The sequence below is a fragment of the Nostoc sp. EspVER01 genome (assembly GCF_034530635.1).
Taxonomy (GTDB): Bacteria; Cyanobacteriota; Cyanobacteriia; order Cyanobacteriales; family Nostocaceae; genus Nostoc.
The window spans coordinates 14372-32621 of record NZ_JAVRCS010000055.1 but is presented as its reverse complement, the minus strand read 5'-3'; the positions used below and the strand labels follow the sequence as shown (position 1 = coordinate 32621).

The 18250-nt window shown below is 41.9% G+C and carries 16 protein-coding genes; 9 read left to right on the top strand and 7 right to left on the bottom strand.

The window, feature by feature from the left end:
• The 9 genes from RMX69_RS27550 to RMX69_RS27510 all read left to right on the top strand — a co-directional run.
• Positions 1–760: WD40 repeat domain-containing protein (locus RMX69_RS27550; protein WP_322639315.1), on the top strand; the 760-nt coding region annotated here is incomplete at its 5' end.
• A gap of 285 nt (positions 761–1045) precedes the next feature.
• Positions 1046–1378: a GIY-YIG nuclease family protein gene (locus RMX69_RS27545; RefSeq protein WP_322639314.1), complete on the top strand. Its 333-nt coding sequence runs from the start codon at positions 1046–1048 to the stop codon at positions 1376–1378.
• Between the two features lie 355 nt (positions 1379–1733).
• Complete coding sequence (locus RMX69_RS27540) at positions 1734–2060, top strand: hypothetical protein (protein ID WP_289799181.1); 327 nt, start codon at positions 1734–1736, stop codon at positions 2058–2060.
• An 84-nt stretch (positions 2061–2144) separates the two neighbouring features.
• Positions 2145–3458 carry a Tudor-knot domain-containing protein gene (locus tag RMX69_RS27535; protein WP_289799180.1) on the top strand — a complete coding sequence of 438 codons (1314 nt, stop codon included), beginning with the start codon at positions 2145–2147 and terminating at the stop codon, positions 3456–3458.
• Between the two features lie 295 nt (positions 3459–3753).
• On the top strand, positions 3754–4872 hold the full coding sequence (locus RMX69_RS27530; RefSeq protein ID WP_322639316.1) for an aminoglycoside phosphotransferase family protein: 1119 nt from the start codon (positions 3754–3756) through the stop codon (positions 4870–4872).
• Positions 4869–5408, top strand: coding sequence for a DOMON-like domain-containing protein (locus tag RMX69_RS27525; RefSeq protein ID WP_322639313.1), 540 nt, complete (start codon positions 4869–4871; stop codon positions 5406–5408). Before RMX69_RS27530 ends, RMX69_RS27525 begins: the two co-directional genes overlap by 4 nt.
• Before the next feature lie 386 nt (positions 5409–5794).
• Positions 5795–6034, top strand: a complete 240-nt coding sequence (locus tag RMX69_RS27520) for a hypothetical protein (RefSeq protein WP_289799177.1) — start codon at positions 5795–5797, stop codon at positions 6032–6034.
• Positions 6031–7302: a carbamoylphosphate synthase large subunit gene (locus tag RMX69_RS27515; RefSeq protein WP_322639312.1), complete on the top strand. Its 1272-nt coding sequence runs from the start codon at positions 6031–6033 to the stop codon at positions 7300–7302. Before RMX69_RS27520 ends, RMX69_RS27515 begins: the two co-directional genes overlap by 4 nt.
• Positions 7303–7330: 28 nt before the next feature.
• Positions 7331–8518 (top strand): MFS transporter, encoded by a 1188-nt coding sequence (locus tag RMX69_RS27510; RefSeq protein ID WP_322639311.1) that lies wholly within the window; start codon positions 7331–7333, stop codon positions 8516–8518.
• 163 nt (positions 8519–8681) lie between these two features.
• Here RMX69_RS27510 and RMX69_RS27505 read toward each other — a convergent pair whose 3' ends face one another.
• From RMX69_RS27505 to hepA, 7 genes are all read right to left on the bottom strand, one after another.
• Entirely contained in the window at positions 8682–9818 is a 1137-nt protein-coding gene (locus RMX69_RS27505) for a glycosyltransferase family 4 protein (RefSeq protein WP_322639310.1), read from the bottom strand.
• 268 nt (positions 9819–10086) lie between these two features.
• On the bottom strand, positions 10087–11556 hold the full coding sequence (locus RMX69_RS27500) for an O-antigen ligase domain-containing protein (protein ID WP_289799173.1): 1470 nt from the start codon (positions 11554–11556) through the stop codon (positions 10087–10089).
• A gap of 63 nt (positions 11557–11619) precedes the next feature.
• Positions 11620–12576 carry a glycosyltransferase family 2 protein gene (locus RMX69_RS27495; RefSeq protein WP_322639309.1) on the bottom strand — a complete coding sequence of 319 codons (957 nt, stop codon included), beginning with the start codon at positions 12574–12576 and terminating at the stop codon, positions 11620–11622.
• Positions 12494–13696, bottom strand: coding sequence for a glycosyltransferase family 4 protein (locus RMX69_RS27490; RefSeq protein WP_322639308.1), 1203 nt, complete (start codon positions 13694–13696; stop codon positions 12494–12496). The genes RMX69_RS27495 and RMX69_RS27490 overlap by 83 nt, the downstream gene beginning before the upstream one ends.
• Before the next feature lie 211 nt (positions 13697–13907).
• Entirely contained in the window at positions 13908–14900 is a 993-nt protein-coding gene (locus RMX69_RS27485) for a glycosyltransferase family 2 protein (protein WP_322639307.1), read from the bottom strand.
• Positions 14901–14933: 33 nt separating this feature from the next.
• Positions 14934–16094, bottom strand: a complete 1161-nt coding sequence (locus RMX69_RS27480) for a glycosyltransferase family 4 protein (RefSeq protein ID WP_322639306.1) — start codon at positions 16092–16094, stop codon at positions 14934–14936.
• Between the two features lie 183 nt (positions 16095–16277).
• Positions 16278–18128: a heterocyst formation ABC transporter subunit HepA gene (gene hepA / locus RMX69_RS27475; protein ID WP_322639305.1), complete on the bottom strand. Its 1851-nt coding sequence runs from the start codon at positions 18126–18128 to the stop codon at positions 16278–16280.
• Between the last annotated feature and the right edge of the window lie 122 nt (positions 18129–18250).

The following is an 18250-nucleotide window of genomic DNA, read 5'->3' as shown; positions in this document are numbered from 1 at the left end:
GGCTACAGGTCAATCAATCTCCACCCTCAAGGGGCATAGCGATGTGGTCAGGGGTGTCGCATTTAGCCCGGATGGCAAGACCATTGCTTCTGCTAGTGCTGACAAGAGCGTCATATTCTGGGATGCGGCTACCAGTAAATTAATCTCCACCCTCAAGGGGCATAGCTCTGCGGTCTATAGCGTCACATTTAGCCCGGATGGCAAGACCATCGCTTCTGCTAGTGCTGACAACAGTGTCATACTCTGGGATGTGGCTACAGGTCAATCAATCTCCACCCCCCTCAAAGGGCATAGCTCTGCGGTCTATAGCGTCGCATTTAGCCCGGATGGCAAGACCATCGCTTCTGCAAGTTCTGACAAGAGCGTCATACTCTGGGATGCGACTACAGGTCAATCAATCTCCACCCTCAAGGGGCATAGCAATGAGGTCTATAGCGTCGCATTTAGCCCAGATGGCAAGACCATCGCTTCTGCTAGTTTAGACAAGAGCGTCATACTCTGGGATGCGGCTACAGGTCAATCAATCTCCACCCTCAAGGGGCATAGCTCTGCGGTCTATAGCGTCGCATTTAGCCCGGATGGCAAGACCATTGCTTCTGCTAGTGCTGACAAGAGCGTCATACTCTGGAATGTGTACCTAAATAATAATCTAAATGATTTAATTATCTACAGTTGCAATCGGCTACGTGTTTATTTACAATCAAATCCCAATGTGAGCGATCGCACTCTCTGCGATGGCATTGGTACTAAAAGCAATTAGAATGTTCCCTTAGACTTCGCTACCTCGGCTCCGCTCGGCACAAGTCAGGGAAAGTTTTGCTTAAGAAAATCAATTACTGGTACTGCGATCGCACTTTCGGTATTTCGGAGCGATCGCTTCACTGGTATTTGCTGATTTAAAGTTCACTCCTGTTCAAGTTTTACAAGGATGATGAAAATTCAGAAGGAGTGTTCCCTGAGCGAAGTGTTCCCTTCAACTTCGCTCAGGGAACGCTTTATTTAGGGAACACTTTTTCTAATAGAAAGCGATCGCGCAAATCAATTTATGGCTTATATGTACATTCTTGAATGTGCTGATGGTAGTTACTACACGGGTAGTACAACGGATCTTGAGCGGCGGCTGTGGCAACATCAACAAGGTAAGGGCGCAAACCACACGGCAAAACGGTTGCCTGTAAAGCTGGTTTTCTGCGAGTATTATCAGTCTGTGGTGGATGCTTTTGAGCGTGAGAAACAAGTCCAAGGTTGGAATCGAAAAAAGAAGCAAGCTTTAATTTCAGGGGATACAAATTTGTTGCATAAGTTAGCCGAATGTCAAAATGAAACTCATTACAGTAGGCTGACTAGCTTCGACCACAAAAACGCTCCCGCTCCCTGAGCGAAGTCGAAAGCTCCCTGAGCGAAGTCGAAGGGAGCGACTGAATCTTGTAACAACTTCCACTTTGCTTGCAGCAACTTCTGCTTTAACGTTTCCGCGTTTCGCGCAAGCTGTAGCAACTTTCGCTTAGCAAGCATTAAATCTATTAGTCCAACTCTCGATGTCGGAGAGAGCTTAACAGTCAAAGATTATACTGAAAAAATCGAAAGTCTCCGAAAATCTCTAGAAGCATACAATACCACCCTCTCTACTATTGATGTTTTACTAACCCAGCTCGTTGAAAATGAACAGGATTTAGCAGACTATTCTGAGAAAATTTTGCGTGGTACTGCTTATAAATATGGCAACAATAGCCATGAGTATCAGATGGCTGGAGGTACTCGAAAAAGCGATGTCTACGATGGTCACTGAGCGCAGCCGAAGTGCGGGCTACGCCTACGCAAGCGTGCTGTGCGTCAAAACGTGGTTTTGCCAAAATAATACCATTTTGGATTCAAAATTGCTGTCTGCGTCTAGGTTTGTCAATGCATCTGGGTTTTGTCTGGAAAGCGAGCGCATCCCTCGCAGACTCAAGCAGTTGATTCAGCTTTGCGTTTGGGATGCGATCGCCTTTGCAATATATTTAGATGTAGCGTCTGTTACTAACATCGTTATTTTTTGGTCAGGTTGGGGAACTCTATAAATACGGTTCAGCAATTGCCCAGTGCTAGATATGGGCTGCTCCGAACCGTGTTGTAACGATATCTGGAGTTTTGAGGATCGGCTGATGGATAAATCAATTATTCAGTTGGTTGACGAGTTACCTACTGACAATATTACTGTCAAAGTTTTAAAGGCTCTTGATTATGTAGCACCAGGTGAATGGAGCAATTTAACGGGTTTTGACAATAATATCCGCGCCATTACAGGAGTTACCGATGCTAAGGTAATTCAAAAAATCCGCGATCGCGCTGTCACTTTATACCAAGATCCTCAAAAAGGCTACCAGTTTGCCATCAAACTTTATCAAACAATTGATAAAGCAGACACAGCGATGGCAGCGGCGGCTTTAGCGAATAAAGTTAGTGAAAAAATCGGCTTTCTCTCTTTTTTAGGCAACATTACTCCCAAAGCCGATGTCACTCAATCCATTGACTTAGTATTAAAAATTGCTGTCGAAATCATCGCCTTTTGCAAACTAAATGGCATTCCTCAACCTAATCCCCAAGAGTTTGCTAATTCCCTGACTAACAACTATCAAAATGCATCTCTAATGCGGATGGTAGCTTTGGTTTGTCTAGATGGAATTCTGCCCTTGGGCCCTGATTTTCTCAGCAAAATTCACGGAGTTATTAGTGGTACTGATGCTAATGCAATAACTCAAAATCCGGTTTTCTTAGCCGTTAATAACTTTCTTCCAGGCAGCAATCCTTCTGATAAAGTTGGTTTTATCAGTCAGGGTTTCAACTCCGTGCAAGGCTGGATGAATAATTTAGTATCTAGGACAGGCATAACCCCGCAATCAATTTCTAGTAATTTGGGTAATTTTATTCAGATTGCTGATGATAATTTAGATTTAGTTGCAGCATTCCTAGATCAAACTACCAATTACTACGAGCATACAGGAATTCAAACTGTCACTCGCAGTTTGATTTTGCAAGCTTATGCTCTAGTAAAAGAGGAAATCAAACAAGAGGAACAAAAGCCGATTCAAGATGTCTCATCTGCCGTTAAATCAGATAAATCAGATAAGACTCAGTATGAAGTCAGCAAAACAGTAGAAGTCTGGGATAATGATGAAGAGGATTGGTATCAAGGAACTATTGAGAAAATCCAAGATGACCAGTTCTTTGTTCATTACCTTGGTTATGGTTCATCTTATGACGAGTGGGTAGGCGAAGATGACATTCGGACTCGCGATCTTCGCTCCACTGATGAAAATGGATATGCAGTAGGTCAAAAGGTAAAATGTTGGGATGATGACCAAGAGGCTTGGTATTCCGCAACAATTCAGCAAATCCAAGGTCAGCAATACTTTCTTCACTACGTTGGTTATGACTCATCTTATGATGAGTGGGTTGATAGCGATGAGATTTCCTAACTGTTGAACTAGCACGGGGTTGACAAGAATTGCAACCCGCAGATCCTCGACTTTTTTGAAAAGTCGGGGATCTTGTTTTTCACAAATGGTTCAGAATTGCTGTAGTACTTTTAAAAATTCATAATTGACATCTCGTTAATCAATTACGAATTACAAACTTGTACTGAGCGACTTGTGCCGAGCGGAGCCGAGGTAAGCCGAAGTATTACGAATTACGAATTATCTTGATACTTGCGCTACGATATCCCCTATTGCTTTCGTGCAATGTACGTGAGGAGTAGTAGAGATGAAACAGATGATAGAAGAATTCAATACACACGGTGCAGAAAATCTGGTGGCGATCGCTAACCAATTCGCCCAACTGGGAAAGGTTACAGGCATTAAAGCATTTGGCAGTGGTAATATCAATGACACTTTTTTAGCAACTCTAGATTCCTCAAAAGAACAACATTTTGTCCTGCAACGCATTAACACGCAAGTGTTTCGTCAGCCACAACTGATTATGCAGAATATGCGTACCTTAACTGAACACGTTCAAAAAAGGTTGCAGGATACACCCCTTAATCGCCGCTGGGAAGTGCCACGCGTACTGTTGACCAAAAACGCTCAAGACCATTGGAAGGATGCAGACGGCTCATTTTGGCGGGCAATCAGCTTTATTGAAGGCTCCCAGTCCTTTGATAGTATGCGCGATCGCTCCCACGCGAAAGAAATCGGTTATGCCTTGGGGATGTTCCACAATTTAATCAGTGATTTGCCAGCAGAAAAACTTGCTGACACCCTCGAAGGGTTTCATATTACACCCTTTTATCTCCAGCATTACGAGGAAGTTTTGGCGAAAACTAGTGCGCCTAAATCTTCTGAAGTTAATTATTGCTTACAGTTTGTTAGCGATCGCCAAGCCTTTGCACATATCCTAGAAAATGCCAAAGCTGAAGGCAAACTACCTCTGCGTCTGATGCACGGCGATCCCAAAATTAATAACGTGATGTTTGACATTGTTACCCAGCAAGCCGTCAGCGTTATCGACCTCGACACTGTGAAACCCGGTCTGGTACATTACGATATTGGTGATTGTTTGCGATCAGGTTGCAATCCGGCTGGTGAAGAAACCGAAAATTGGGAAAGTATTTATTTCGATACCGATTTATGTCAGGAAATCCTCCAGGGTTATCTCGCTGTGGCTAAAGCATTTCTGACCGAGAATGATTATGCATACATCTATGATGCAATTCGTCTAATCACTTTTGAACTAGGACTAAGATTTTTTGCTGATTATTTAGCCGGGAATGTCTACTTTAAAGTTAAGCACCCAGAACATAACTTAGCAAGAGCGATCGTCCAGTTTAAGCTGACCGAAAGTATTGAATCTCAAGAAACGCAGATTCGCAAAATTATCCAAGATATGAAATGAACAAGCAGACATTTTCCCTGCAACCCTTCTCTTCTACCGAGTTATTTTCTAATTTGAAAATTACAGGCAATATCTCTCGAAATGCTAATCAACTTGCCATTAACTACAACTTTGGAGGCGATTTAAAAGAAATTGCAATTTACCCACCATCAAATGCACCATCACGCAAGCATGAATTGTGGGAAGACACTTGCTTTGAATTCTTCCTTGGTATCAAAGATTCTGCACGGTATTGGGAATTTAACCTCTCTCCTGCCGGACACTGGAATGTCTATCGTTTTGATGGCTATCGTCAAGGGATGCAAGAAGAAACAGCTTTTGAAAAGCTACCGTTTAGCGTTCAGAATCACGCTGATAGTCTAGAACTGGCTTTAAATGTTGATTTGAATAAAATTGTCTCGGCAGAACAAGAAATTGAAGTTGCCATTACTACAGTTATTAAACATAGAGATGGCGAGGTGACTTACTGGGCGTTAACTCATCGAGGCGCGGAGGCTGACTTTCATCTACGAGACAGTTTCATCGTTGATTTGTGAGATGCAAGACGCTTGGATTAGCCCCAAAAAGCTTAAACTACGCAGGTTGGGTTGAAGAACAAAACCCAACATTTTTAGGGCTTTTTTGGCTCGATCAGTACAGCTTTGCCTATGGATATGTTTAAGTTTTTAATTGGATGAAATACAAGTTAACCTTTTCATTAAACCATTTTGCACAAGCTGAAATAACCCCTGTACATCTAAGGTATGGGGGTTTTAGATTAGGTGTCTGTTAAATAATTTCGGTTAAGGCAAGAGACGCGATAAATCGCCGTCTCTGCAATCATCAGATAATAAATAAACTAATTTACTTATTTCGTTTGATAGAGTTAATTAAAAGATAAGTAAGATATATAAATAAAAGTCAATTATCAAATATTAGCTTTATGCAAAAAAAATATAGCAATTTTCAGGCTATAAAATCTAGTAAAACAAAACAATTGCAACTGATTTACAAACAAAATCAACCAAAAGATAGATTGATTTCACCGAAATTTACCCAAGCCTTAGCTGGAATTACTAAAGAAATTGTCTCTGAGCAAGATCGGGTTTTGCTGGCAGGAGTGCAGATACAAGATGTATCTGTCCAATTGTTTGAGGATGCGGTTTCTGGGAGGGCGAAATGAACTCACAATATAACTTTCAATACTTTCAAGGGAGTTCTCTTTCCGATCTGTTTGCTCAAGATATCACAGATGCATCTTATGGGTTTATCCTAAATTACCCTGCAACTGCTAGTTGGGCTGCTTATCCCAATCTGGAAAAATATTTTATTCAAGATGGCAGTAGTGAAGCCACCAAAACCTCCTTTGACAAGATTTGCCAAAAGGAACCTTGGAAAATTTTAGCTGTATTAGGCGATCGCATTCCAGGAATTGCGCTTAATCCGCCACCAAAGTCGCTGCTTGCATACTGGCAAGAGCATTTCGGCTTCAGCTACTCCCATAGGTTGATAATGGATCGCTTGACTTATCTGGACGATCTTAGCCACAGCGAACGCTTTGACAAACTCATTACTCTATTTCCCTTTGATCGCCTCAAAAAAGAAAAACACGCTATTGATTCAGACACTCATTACCGTTTACTCAGCAAAGTAACCCTAGCCGAACTGGGTGTGCAATGTCCAAAATACGAGAGTTACGATTTACGCACCTGTAGTCTAGAAGACATTCATTTACCACAATTCCCCTACTTAATTAAAACGTCCCACGGACTCTCAGGGGAAGGCACTTATATCATCAAAAGCCTCGGCGATCTGAATTACTGTTTTGAAGAAATCAGGAAATATCTCAATATTAAGTTGCTCGATAAAATTATTGTCTCGGAGTTCGTCAAAAATGAGGTACAGAATTATTGCGTACAGTTCTATGTCAACAAAACGGGAGAGATAACCCTCATCGGCACTACCAGCCAACTCGTCACTCCAGAAGGTAATTATTTAGGGGGACTGATTGACTACCGCAACACTGACATAAGCAAGTTCTTTGAGATGATTGCCGCCATTGGTGAGTATGCTTACAAACAGGGTTATTTCGGCGTGATTGGGTTCGATGTACTGGAAGATCGGGACGGGCTGTTTTATGCAATCGATGCCAATTTCCGAGTCAATGGATCGACTCCGTTGTGCTTGCAGCGTCACACCCTACTGGGATTGGGAAAGGAAGTTGCTAAATATTCTAGTAGCTACCGCATGGAAGGAACGTTAGATTCAATTTTAGTCACCTTAAAACCAGAACTAGATCGCAAAGACTTGATCGTTCTGTCGGCTTTAGAGAGGGTCAAATACGGAAAAATCTACACCGAAATTTATGCGATCGTGACTGGAGAAACTATCCAGGAAATGCAGCAGATCGAGCATAAATTACAGAATAAGGGATTACAATGGCTCCCTTAAACTTAGCAGTTCAGGAGCATTCCAGCCAATGACAGACTATCAACGCACCTTACCGCCTCTGTGGATAGGTTCGGCGATCGCCTTTTATGCCTTTATTGCCATTGGTATAGCTGAAGCAGGATTAGGAGTTCTTCTGCCCTCCATTCTCTCTACCTATAACCTGACTCCAGCAACCGTCACCCTGCTGTTTCTCAGTCAAATTAGCGGTTACATTCTGGCAGCAGTCACTAGTAGTCTGGTGAGTAGTCGGCTGGGGTTAGCGCGAATGCTGTTGATTGCTGCGGGTGCGCTGACGATGGCACTGATAATTTATGCCATCTCACCCTCCTGGTTTCTCATGGTTGCGGCAGGATCGGCGTTGGGATTGGGCATTGGGTTGATTGATGCAGGCATTAACACTTACATTGTGCAAGATTCCCGCAGTGCCAATTTGATTGGTTTGCTCCATGCTTTCTATGGTATTGGCGCACTTTCAGGACCCGCGATCGCTACTACTTTGTTGGCAGTTGGCATGAACTGGCGACAAGTTTATGGAGTATTAGCCGGGATTGTCAGCCTATTAATTGTCAGCGTGTTGGGCGTAATCATCTTCAACTACACACCAATGACAGTAAGGGTATTGCCCTCAAAGACAACTGCGTTAGAAAATCTGGGCAGAGCGCTGCAAACTCCGATAGTATTGCTAACTGGGCTACTTTTGCTAGTTTATGTTGGCACTGAAGCCTGTATCGGCAACTGGGCATACACTGTGCAGTCTGTCGCTCGTCATACTCCCACGCTGATAGCTGGTTACAGCGTTAGTGCCTACTGGGTGGGATTGACATTGGGACGTTTCATCTTAGGTTATTTCTTGCAACGGCTTGGAGCAGTGCGCACAATCAGTATGTCGCTCAGTCTTGTAATCATTGGGTTGCTTGCTTGGTGGCAACTGCCAGATCAATGGATTAGCTTACCGTTGATTGGCTTTGGGTTGGCAGCCATTTTTCCTGCAACCATTTGGTTAATTCCTCAACGATTGCCAGATTCCCATGTTCCTGCGGCTGTTAGCATTGCCACTAGTGCCGCCAGTTTAGGGGCTGCGATTATACCGACTGGAGCCGGTTGGGTTGCAAGTTGGACAAGTTTAGAAATCATCCCAATGTTGATGCTGCCATTGGCGCTGTTAATGGTGGGCTTACATTGCTGGCTGGTGCAACATTCGGTAAAAGGCAAGTAATACCAATTAAAAATCGTTTGTAGTAAGGACTTTAGTCCTGAATTTTTAAGCACTAAAGTGCTTACTACAAACCTATCAAAACTTTTGCGATAAAGGACTAGTGGTCGGGCTGCTAGATCCCCGACTTCTTAAAGAAGTCGGGGATCTGAACACCACTAACCTCTCAAAACTTTTGGGACAGACTACTAGGCATTACAGAGCGAATTGCACTAATAAAATTTTGGGCATAATTCTGCGTTGAGAAATCGAGAGCGCGTTCTCGTGCAGCTATTCCCGCACTCTGGGCAAATTCTTGCTCGTCAAGATAGCGGAGAATTGCGATCGCTAATTTATCCGCATCGCCGTAAGGTGTTAATAGTCCATTCATGCCATCGGTAATAATCTCTGTCGGGCCCCCTGCACTGCCGGCGATTACAGGTTTACCCAGCGCCATCGCCTCAATAATCACAATCCCAAACGGCTCTTTATCCGACGCATGAACAAATACATCCATCGCCTGTACCCACTCCGGGATATTGCGCTGTAGTCCAGCCATAATTACTTGGTCTTTCAAACCCAAAGCGGTGATTTCGGCTTTCAAGAAGTCCTCATAATCCGGTTCCAAATCGTGCTTACCGCCAACCACAACACAATGGGCATCGGGATACTTCTGTAAAATTTTGGGCATTGCTTGCACCAATACGTGCATTCCCTTCCATCGTTGCAATCGTCCCACAATTCCAATCAAAGGCCCGTGTAAGGGTAAGCCCAGTTTTCGCCGTGCTTCTTCTGGAGTTGGTAAAGCATTCGGCTCAAATCGGTCTAATGCGACACCAGGATAAACCAAAGGTGTTGGTCTGTGGGGCCAAATCTCTGCCTGTGCTTGCTTGCCATCTTGCGAAAGGGTAATAATTGCCCGCGCTGGAATTAAAGTTGCGAGTCGCACCAACCAAGTTTTATCGCTAGGTACTTCTAGTTGATACCACACAGCAGGTAAGCCCGCCAGCATTGCCGCCAAACCTCCAGATATATGCGTGATCCACATCCAATTGACAATTATATCTGCACGTTCGCGACGTGCGATCGCAGCAATCCGCAAAACAGCGCCAATAAAACGGTGGATTTGGCGTAAACGTCCACTTTCCACAACTCGCGCATCAATACCCAGAGACTTTACTTGTTCGACCATCGGGCCGTCTTCTAAAAATATCACCAGCCACTCAACACCAGCATTACGTCCCTGCTGCACCAAATCCCAAAGCATCATTTCACCACCGCCTCGTTGCTCGGCCAGTGGCATAACAATAATTACTTTCATCATCTATAAAAGTCCTATTTAAGTTGTAAGAAAAATGGGTTTAAAACCCCGTGTTTCCAGCACGGCTTTCAAGTAATGAGTAAGGAGTAATGAGTAATGAGTGGATGAAAAATGGGTATTTACTCATTACTCATTACTTATTACTTATTACTTATTACTTATTACTCATTACTCATTACTCCTTCTTAAGAGTGCGTACCCTTCTCCTGACGGAGACGCTGCGCGAACGGGAACGCCAAGGGCGAACACGGCGGTGAGGATGTCAAAAGATTTATGAGATTCTCGATTTCTTAGAAAAGTTAGGAATATTGGAGAACATCTGAGGATTGCTATAGTATTTATGTCCTGCCATAGCCATAGCTAAAAATCCCCAAAGAATCATCCCTGACACACTCAACATCCCGCTACCGATAACTAACTGTGAAGCAGAACTGATCCCAATGGCGCGGGCAGCACTGACAAAACTATCGAAACGACCTTCACCATAGCTGCTAACACTAATAATCAAAAAGATTAATCCACCCATATAAAATATGCCTCCAAACCAACCAAGGGTGAAAAACATATCTAAAATGCCACTATCGATGACCACTACTTCAATTTGACCAGTTTTTTCGTTGACCTTCCAAATATTTCCTAAGCCATTACCTAGAGCATTAGAAAGGGCTAAACCAAGATTTCTGTCGTAAGTTCCCGATCTATCTTTAAAGCTGCCATCTTCTTGAATATTAGAAAAAGTTTCAAAACGTGCTGCTACCACCCCAGCAATTGGTTCGATAGTTGTCAATGGCACAACACAAATAGCCATAACCACAATTATGGTAATTAAGCGCATTTGAATTCTGGCTCTGACTGAACCCATAATCATAATTATTCCAAATAACCAGCCTCCCCAATTAGTACGTGCTTGTGTTAATAGAAAAGATAAGTAACCAACAGCTGAAGCCGGAAAAATTAAGTTTCCTGAACTGGTAAATAACAACAGTAACCCAGCTTGCATAACCGAACCAAAGGGGCCGACTGAGTGTAATGTACTCCAGACGCGCATCCCGAAAGGTACAGGGTTTCCCGAACTCATGAATAATTTTGATTGTATGAGCCAGTACCTATCCCACTCAGGAGCTACCACAAATTGATATACGCCATAAGTTCCTAAAATCAACACAGACCAGAGAAATGTTCGCTGAATGTTCTGGCGATAGGTGGGATAATCTCGCCAGTTGATAAATAAGTGAAAAGCGAAAATAATCGGACTGAGCCAATCCATCAATCCGCGTGCTACAGGGATAGGTGCGTTGTAAATAAGACCGATGAGAAAGCCATAAAACACTCCGATAAAAGCCAAAACAAACGGCAAACCCCCTTGGCGAGAAGCGCGGGGAAAGTGTCGCAAAAATGTTGCTATGGTAATAAACACCACTAAATAGGGTGCTATGAGCATTTGACGGCTAGCATCCCACCCTACCCGATAGTCAACTAAGCGAGTAGCTAAGGGCGTGAGAAACCAAATCCACCAAGTAAAGCCAATGTAGAGAATGGGATGCCGCAAGTATAAAAATAAGGCTACTACTAAAGCTGTCGCCGGGTAAATTAGGCGCAATGCGGCAGTAACACCACCAAAATAGCAAACTACAGTTAGTAATATAAAGCCTGCGATCGCCATCCAACCCTGTAGCGATCGCTCTTCGGGAGAATAGTTTTCTTGTAAAAAACTATTGAAAAGTATCTGCTTAGAATTCATTCAATTTTAGATGTACATATAAATAAGTTCAACTCGTTCCCAGGCTAGAGCCTGGGAATGAAGTCATTCGAGGCTCTGCCTCATTCTGAATTGTGAATTCTGAATTTTGAATTGTTTATATCCCTGCCAACGTCCACGCCAAGATGCTAATAACTTTTTCCCTGCCAACTGCCCTTGGCTAGGTAAAAATCTCAGCCATTGTACTAAGCCCAAACTATCGCATGTACCCACAAATACTGCCCATAACAAAAATGCAATCCGGCGGATAAATGGTAAATGCTCTAGTAAAACTAAGGTTTCATTATGGACTAAATTAATAAAGGCAATTTCATTAAAGTTATTTCGCTGATCTTCGTCAAAACGTTGGGCCGGATAATGATCTACAGCAACGCTAGGATCGTAAATTATCTTCCAACCAGCCCGCTTTAATGCCAAGGTGAATGCCATTTCAAAGTGTACTTGCGCTCCAGTACCGCGCATCCGCTCGTCAAAACGCAGTTGTCCAATCGCTTGGGTACGAAAACTCATGTTCACGCCCTTGAGAATATCGACTTCGCGGGGTTCTCCCACTCCCAGGTGATGGTTGCCAATGACTCGCCCAAACCACTGCAACTGTCCCACTACTGGGCGGGATTCGTCTTCTAATTTGCTGCCGTGGTATATCCAATCACGCCCTCCCAGTCCGCCGAGGCGACTATCACAGGTAAAGTAAGCCGCAATCCGCTCTAACCAATCGGGGTGGGGCGCGGCATCATCATCAGTAATGGAAACAATATCGCCCTCCACTGCTGCTAATCCGGCGTTGAGAGCTGCTACTACCCCCTGTTGTGTCACTTTCACGGTATGCAGTGGCAAGTTGTGCGCTGTGTATTGAGCCAGAAATTGCCAAGTTTCTACATCCGTATCGCGGACAACCACTATCACCTGATCGACTGGTTTAGTTTGCTTCTGTAGCGCCAAAAGGCAGCGTGAGAGGTCTTGTGGACGGCGATAAGTCGGTATAAGAACGGTGTTCCGCATTCTTGCTTAACTCCTCGAATAAATCCACATAAGTTTGTGCCATAGTAGTCCAGCTGTGCTGTTCTGCCACAGAACGAGCAGCTTGACTCATTTGCTGCATGAGCATATCTACACTTACCAAGGACATCATCGCCACAGCTAAAGCTTCGATATCATTTGAGTCGGTTAAGACGATGCCACATTCTGGTGTCACCAACTCTGCACCCCCGGTAGCTGTGGCAGTAATTACTGGTAGTCCTGAAGAAAGTGCTTCTAACAATACGAGGCTACAAGCTTCATATCGGGAAGGAAAAATAAATAAATCTACTGACCGCATAATTTCGGGGATATCACGGCGAAATCCGACAAAATGCACGCGATCGCTTAACCCCAAGGATGCCGCTAGTTGTGGGAAAGGACTACCTTCGATATGACCTACTACCGCCAAATGTAAATTGGGAACTTTCACTAAGGCGTGTAGTACTGTATCTAAATTCTTTCTGGGTGTGCGGATGTCTCCAGCGAACAGAGCTAAGGAGACATTCTCCGGTAAACCTAATTTTTGGCGATCGCTTTCACCAGGGGTAAACTCTTCTAAGTCAACACCATTGACAATTACTTTAATTCGAGAACGTGGTACACCAATGTTGACTAATTCTTGAGCTACCTTTTCGGATACAGCCACCACAACCTGTGCTTTTTGGAAAGCTTGTTTTTCCCAACGGGCATTAAAAGCCGTAAATAGCCACTGGTAAAAACCATATAAATCGCGGCGATTGCGAGAAATATGGACAGGCGATCGCAACCATGAACTGTGGACAAAATGTACAGCATTTACATCAGCCGCAGCCAGATTAATTGCTCCATTGACTTTAACTAAATCAATGTCAGAGCGATGTTTACGCAACCAATCTGCACTTTTTTGGGCAAAGATGAAATTACGTACAAATTCTGTAGGATAACCTTTAACTGGAATTTTAATCCAATTAACTTGGTTATTCTCTTCTAGTTCTGGTGCGACTTCACTAGCTAATAATGTCAAGTGATGACCACGACGTATTGCTTCCTTAGCAACCTCATAGTTTACCCGTCCCTGACCATCACCTTTTTTGATTTTATGAGTAACAATACAAAGTTTCATACACTACTTCCTTAAGGATAAAAAGCTTGAATCACCCCTCCGTTATAAGGGGTGTCTATTCAACAACTCAGAGATATTGAGATATTAGGGACTTACAAATATAAAAATATTCAATTATTTATTGTGGGGTGGGCGTCTCGCCCGCCTTTGTTTATTGGGCGCTCATGTTGCCCACCCCACAATATTGGATAATTTAGTTCTTGGAGTTCCCTTATTTCGATATTCCTATTAACTTACTTGCTAAAAATCGCGGCGTAAAACTAAGACTAAGTGCTGCCATAGTTCGCACATTAAATTTTTGTTGATTCAGCGCTTGCCAAAAATAAGGACGTGCTGCGGCTATCTGTTCACTTCGTAGCAAACCAATTCCCAAAGTAGTATTAGCTTCTAACCATTTCTGTTGAAAATGAGTTCTAAATTCCTGTAACCGAGGATCTTCCATAAATACTTGATAGCAAAACATTTCGCTTTTCGCTTTGCGAATTTTTGCTTGTACATCTCGACTACCACTGAGCATAGTATCAGTTTGTTCATGGGCACGATACTGCGTCAATCTTTCTGGACAATAGTAAACGCCATAACCAGATATACAAAATAGATAGGTTAAATATAAATCCCACATCCCAGCAACTTCTGAGGGAATACTATACCAATCCACCAAATTATTGCGAATCAAGCAAGATGCAGCAGTAGGTATACTTTTATCTACTAACCCAATTTTGGAAAAAGGTTTATAAATTCCTTTTGCTAGTTTATCTCGCTTGTAAGCGCGTGTGTTTTCTTCAGTACCAGCATGATTAATTATGCCATTAGCATCTATTATATATTGGTCACAAAAAGCGAGAATTAAATTAGAATTGGCTTCTAGTGGTGGTACAAGCTTTGCTAAAAAGTCTTCATGCCAAATATCATCGTCATGGAGACTAGCAACATATTTACCTTGCGCCATATTGAAACCATACTGCTGATTAGCTAACATCCCCACATTTTGCGGATGCTGCCAAAATTTAATGCGTGAATCACCAAAAGATGCAACAATTGCTTGAGGATTTTCTGTACTACAATTATCAGAAATAATAATTTCAATATTTTGATAAGTTTGTTTTATTGCACTTGTGATCGCTTGCTTGAGATAATGTGGTCGATTATAGGTGGGGATAACAACGCTGACTAAAGGTTGTTGACATTCTTGATCTAATGACATATTTTTTCCCTTGATATTTTTAACAAATTCAGATTATTTAACTGGAGAGATACTATATAGTTTGTTGGCTTGAGAAGGAAATTCAGCTATTGTTTTTGCATAAATTGTTCGGAGATTATTTACATGAGCAGCCATTGTAAATTCCTTCATCAATAGAGTATGACCTTGCTCACCCATGTATCGGCTTTTTTGATAATCTCTAGACAATTCATTAATAGCATCAGCAAGCTTTTGGATATTATTGCTTTGAACAAGAATACCCGTTTCTCCATCTCGTAAATGTTCTGGAATCCCTCCGACTGCACTACCAATGACAGGTCGACAACGAGAGTATGCTTCCAGGGTTACAAGACCAGCCGGTTCAGGCCAAACACTGGGAAAGATGACTGCAAAACACTGTTGATAAAGTTTATCTAATTGATCCGAATCGCACCAACCATGCCAAGTGATTCGCTTATTCAATCCGAGTGTGCTTGCTAACTTTTCTAACCGTGGTCGTTCCCAACCTTCACCTGCAATATCAAGTTGAATTTTTGGGTCTGTATGTATTAAGGTTTTGAGTAACCATTCCAGACCTTTATCAGAAACAATTCGTCCAGCAAACAAAATTCGATGATTTTGATGTACTTCCAAGCTGAGGGCTGAACTTGCTGTTTCTGGTATAGAGATTCCACAGTGTAGCGTTATAGTTTGTTCAGGAGGTACACCATTTTGAATTAACTCTTGTCGGACATATTCGCTATTAGCAATGAAAGTAATTTTTAGCCTTTTTAAGACATCTAAAAACTGATGAGTGGTTTGAAGTTCTCTAATAGTTCTTAAAGGTCTACGGCTACCACATTTATCGACTAATTTACCCCAGGTACATCCTAAATAAGAGAAGTTGCGATCGCAGATTGTCCGTTGCTCTGCTAAATACTTTGTGCCGCTAGGACAGTAGAATGAGTGATTATGAACGCTGAAGATAGCAGGACATTCGCCTGTAAGCTGCAATAGCAAATCTGGACTGTGGATGTGCAGCAGTTTAAACTGGCTTTGATCGATATTTTTAAGTGATTTTATCACGCGATCGCTAACATCAGGTGGTCGATGTTCAAATAGAGAGGCTAAATAAGTTTCAACACCTCCACTCCCACCGACACCGAAACTTGAACATTGATAAATTAGGTCTTTGTCAAAGGTTTCCTGAGACATATTTTCTATTACTTTTAAGGATATAGGACTAACTTTAATAACTTATTTATAGGAATAATAAGTGTTTAAAATATTATTGTTTTAGCATTTTGCAAAATTATTGATACATATTTGGGGGTTTACGGCTGTAGAGATGTACAGCCGTGAATATGTTGTAATTACTTTGGTAATTGGATGTTGTTACTAATCTGGCTGCCTTAGTTCATACTGCATTTGATGATATTTCCAAAGCTTGCCTTTTTGCTCCAATAATTCTTGATACTTACCTTGCTCTACTATTCGTCCCTGTTCTAAAACTACAACTTTATCTGCTTTAGAAATAGTAGAAAGGCGATGAGCGATCGCAATTACTGTTTTACCCACAGATAGCTTTTCTAATGAATCTTGAATTAAGCGCTCAGATAACGAATCTAAGGCACTAGTTGCTTCATCCAAAATCAAAATTTCTGGGTTCCGTAGTAGAGCGCGTGCAATAGCAATTCGCTGTCTTTGTCCTCCAGATAATCTAACACCCCGATCTCCTAATTGGGTATCAAAACCTTCGGGCATTTCCAAAATAAATTCTAGTGCATTCGCTAGTTTAGCGGCTTCTTGAATTTCCTCATTTGTCGCCTCTGGAGTCCCGTAAGAAATATTTTGCCAAACATTAGTATTGAAGATGAAGGTATCTTGACTGACAACAGCTATTTTGCGACGGAGAGAGTTAATTTCAAACTGCTTGATATCGATTTCATCAATGTAAATATATCCATCTGTAGCATTATAAAATCGGGGAATCAAATCAGCAAGAGTTGTTTTACCAGCACCAGACGATCCGACTAATGCTGTCATCTTTCCCTTTTCAATGGTCAGGGTAATATTATGCAGCACTAGATTTTCATCATCATAGCCAAAATCCACAGATACTAAATCTATTGATCTGTTTAATCCCTTAAACTGAACTCTGCCATTTTGAAAGTAATATTTTTCATCACTTTTCAACAGATTTTTAATATTGTCTGCTGAACCATGTAAAGTACTAAGATATGCTCTCGTGCCATTAATATCTTGAACAAATGGGATAAAGCGAAATAGTACAAAGAAAAAGGTTAGCAAAGAAGCAACTTGTAGCGTTCCATTAGTGACAAGACTAGTGAATGCCAAAATAATCATTCCGATCAATACCGTAGTCGCTACTGCTTCGGCAATTGGCTTCACAAGTGTCCAGGTAAATACAACTTTTGTTGTACTACTTATTACCTTATCGCTAGCTTTATAGTAACGCTGACGCTCAAATTCTTGAGTACCACAAGAATGAACAGTGCGGATACCATTAATAAATTCTATGGCTGTTGATGTAAAATTAGCATTAGCAGTTGTCATGCCAAAACTCGATTCCCTGACTCTAGCATTCAGATTTGACAACCCCACACCTAAAAGTGTAAATAGCAATGCTGATATTATCGTCAATTGCCATGATATCAAAAACATTGATATTAAGTAGACAAAGGTTGTTAATCCTCTAGTTACTAAAAAAGCTCCGCCACTAAAACCTTGTCTGATCCTTTCAATCTCTGTAGTAATTGTGTTAATTAGTTCGCCAGAACGAGTTTTACTAAAGTAACTTAGAGATAAGGATTGTAACTGTTCAAAAATTTGCTTGCGTAAGCGATCGGCAAGATGTAGTTGAGATAATTCAGTATAGACTTGAGAAAAATAATTGAAGGTAGCACGTAACCAAGTACTCAATAAAATCAGCAAAGATACGCGATATAAACGATTAATTGCTGATGTCTTGGCTCCCAAAATCCAAAGATCGAACCATTCTATTCCTGTTTGGACGGGTTGAGCATTGGGGCTAGTTAAGCTTTGCAAGAAGGAAAGTAAGAAACCAATACTTACACCTTCAAAGGTTGCCGCCAAAATTGAGAAAACCAAAGCTAAAATTGCAATTTTGCGAAAGTGTTTAAATTCTCGCAATATCAAATAGTTGTCCTGCCAAAAGCTGCTAGCTTTCAGCAGATTACTGAGTGGTTGAGGAAGCTGTAAATTCATGAATTTTATCATAATAGTTTGGCAAGGTAGATAGACCTCTATAGATTAATGCAGTCCAGATAAGCCTAAAACCCTGATGTAGAGATGCGATTTATCGCGTTTGGAAAACTAATTATCTAGAA

Bases quoted from the DNA above. Each gene is read 5' to 3' on its own strand.
- RMX69_RS27545 (WP_322639314.1), top strand. From the start codon at position 1,046: ATGGCTTATATGTACATTCTTGAATGTGCTGATGGTAGTTACTACACG.
- RMX69_RS27540 (WP_289799181.1), top strand. From the start codon at position 1,734: ATGAGTATCAGATGGCTGGAGGTACTCGAAAAAGCGATGTCTACGATG.
- RMX69_RS27535 (WP_289799180.1), top strand. From the start codon at position 2,145: ATGGATAAATCAATTATTCAGTTGGTTGACGAGTTACCTACTGACAAT.
- RMX69_RS27530 (WP_322639316.1), top strand. From the start codon at position 3,754: ATGATAGAAGAATTCAATACACACGGTGCAGAAAATCTGGTGGCGATC.
- RMX69_RS27525 (WP_322639313.1), top strand. From the start codon at position 4,869: ATGAACAAGCAGACATTTTCCCTGCAACCCTTCTCTTCTACCGAGTTA.
- RMX69_RS27520 (WP_289799177.1), top strand. From the start codon at position 5,795: ATGCAAAAAAAATATAGCAATTTTCAGGCTATAAAATCTAGTAAAACA.
- RMX69_RS27515 (WP_322639312.1), top strand. From the start codon at position 6,031: ATGAACTCACAATATAACTTTCAATACTTTCAAGGGAGTTCTCTTTCC.
- RMX69_RS27510 (WP_322639311.1), top strand. From the start codon at position 7,331: ATGACAGACTATCAACGCACCTTACCGCCTCTGTGGATAGGTTCGGCG.
- RMX69_RS27505 (WP_322639310.1), bottom strand. From the start codon at position 9,818: ATGATGAAAGTAATTATTGTTATGCCACTGGCCGAGCAACGAGGCGGT.
- RMX69_RS27500 (WP_289799173.1), bottom strand. From the start codon at position 11,556: ATGAATTCTAAGCAGATACTTTTCAATAGTTTTTTACAAGAAAACTAT.
- RMX69_RS27495 (WP_322639309.1), bottom strand. From the start codon at position 12,576: ATGCGGAACACCGTTCTTATACCGACTTATCGCCGTCCACAAGACCTC.
- RMX69_RS27490 (WP_322639308.1), bottom strand. From the start codon at position 13,696: ATGAAACTTTGTATTGTTACTCATAAAATCAAAAAAGGTGATGGTCAG.
- RMX69_RS27485 (WP_322639307.1), bottom strand. From the start codon at position 14,900: ATGTCATTAGATCAAGAATGTCAACAACCTTTAGTCAGCGTTGTTATC.
- RMX69_RS27480 (WP_322639306.1), bottom strand. From the start codon at position 16,094: ATGTCTCAGGAAACCTTTGACAAAGACCTAATTTATCAATGTTCAAGT.
- hepA (WP_322639305.1), bottom strand. From the start codon at position 18,128: ATGAATTTACAGCTTCCTCAACCACTCAGTAATCTGCTGAAAGCTAGC.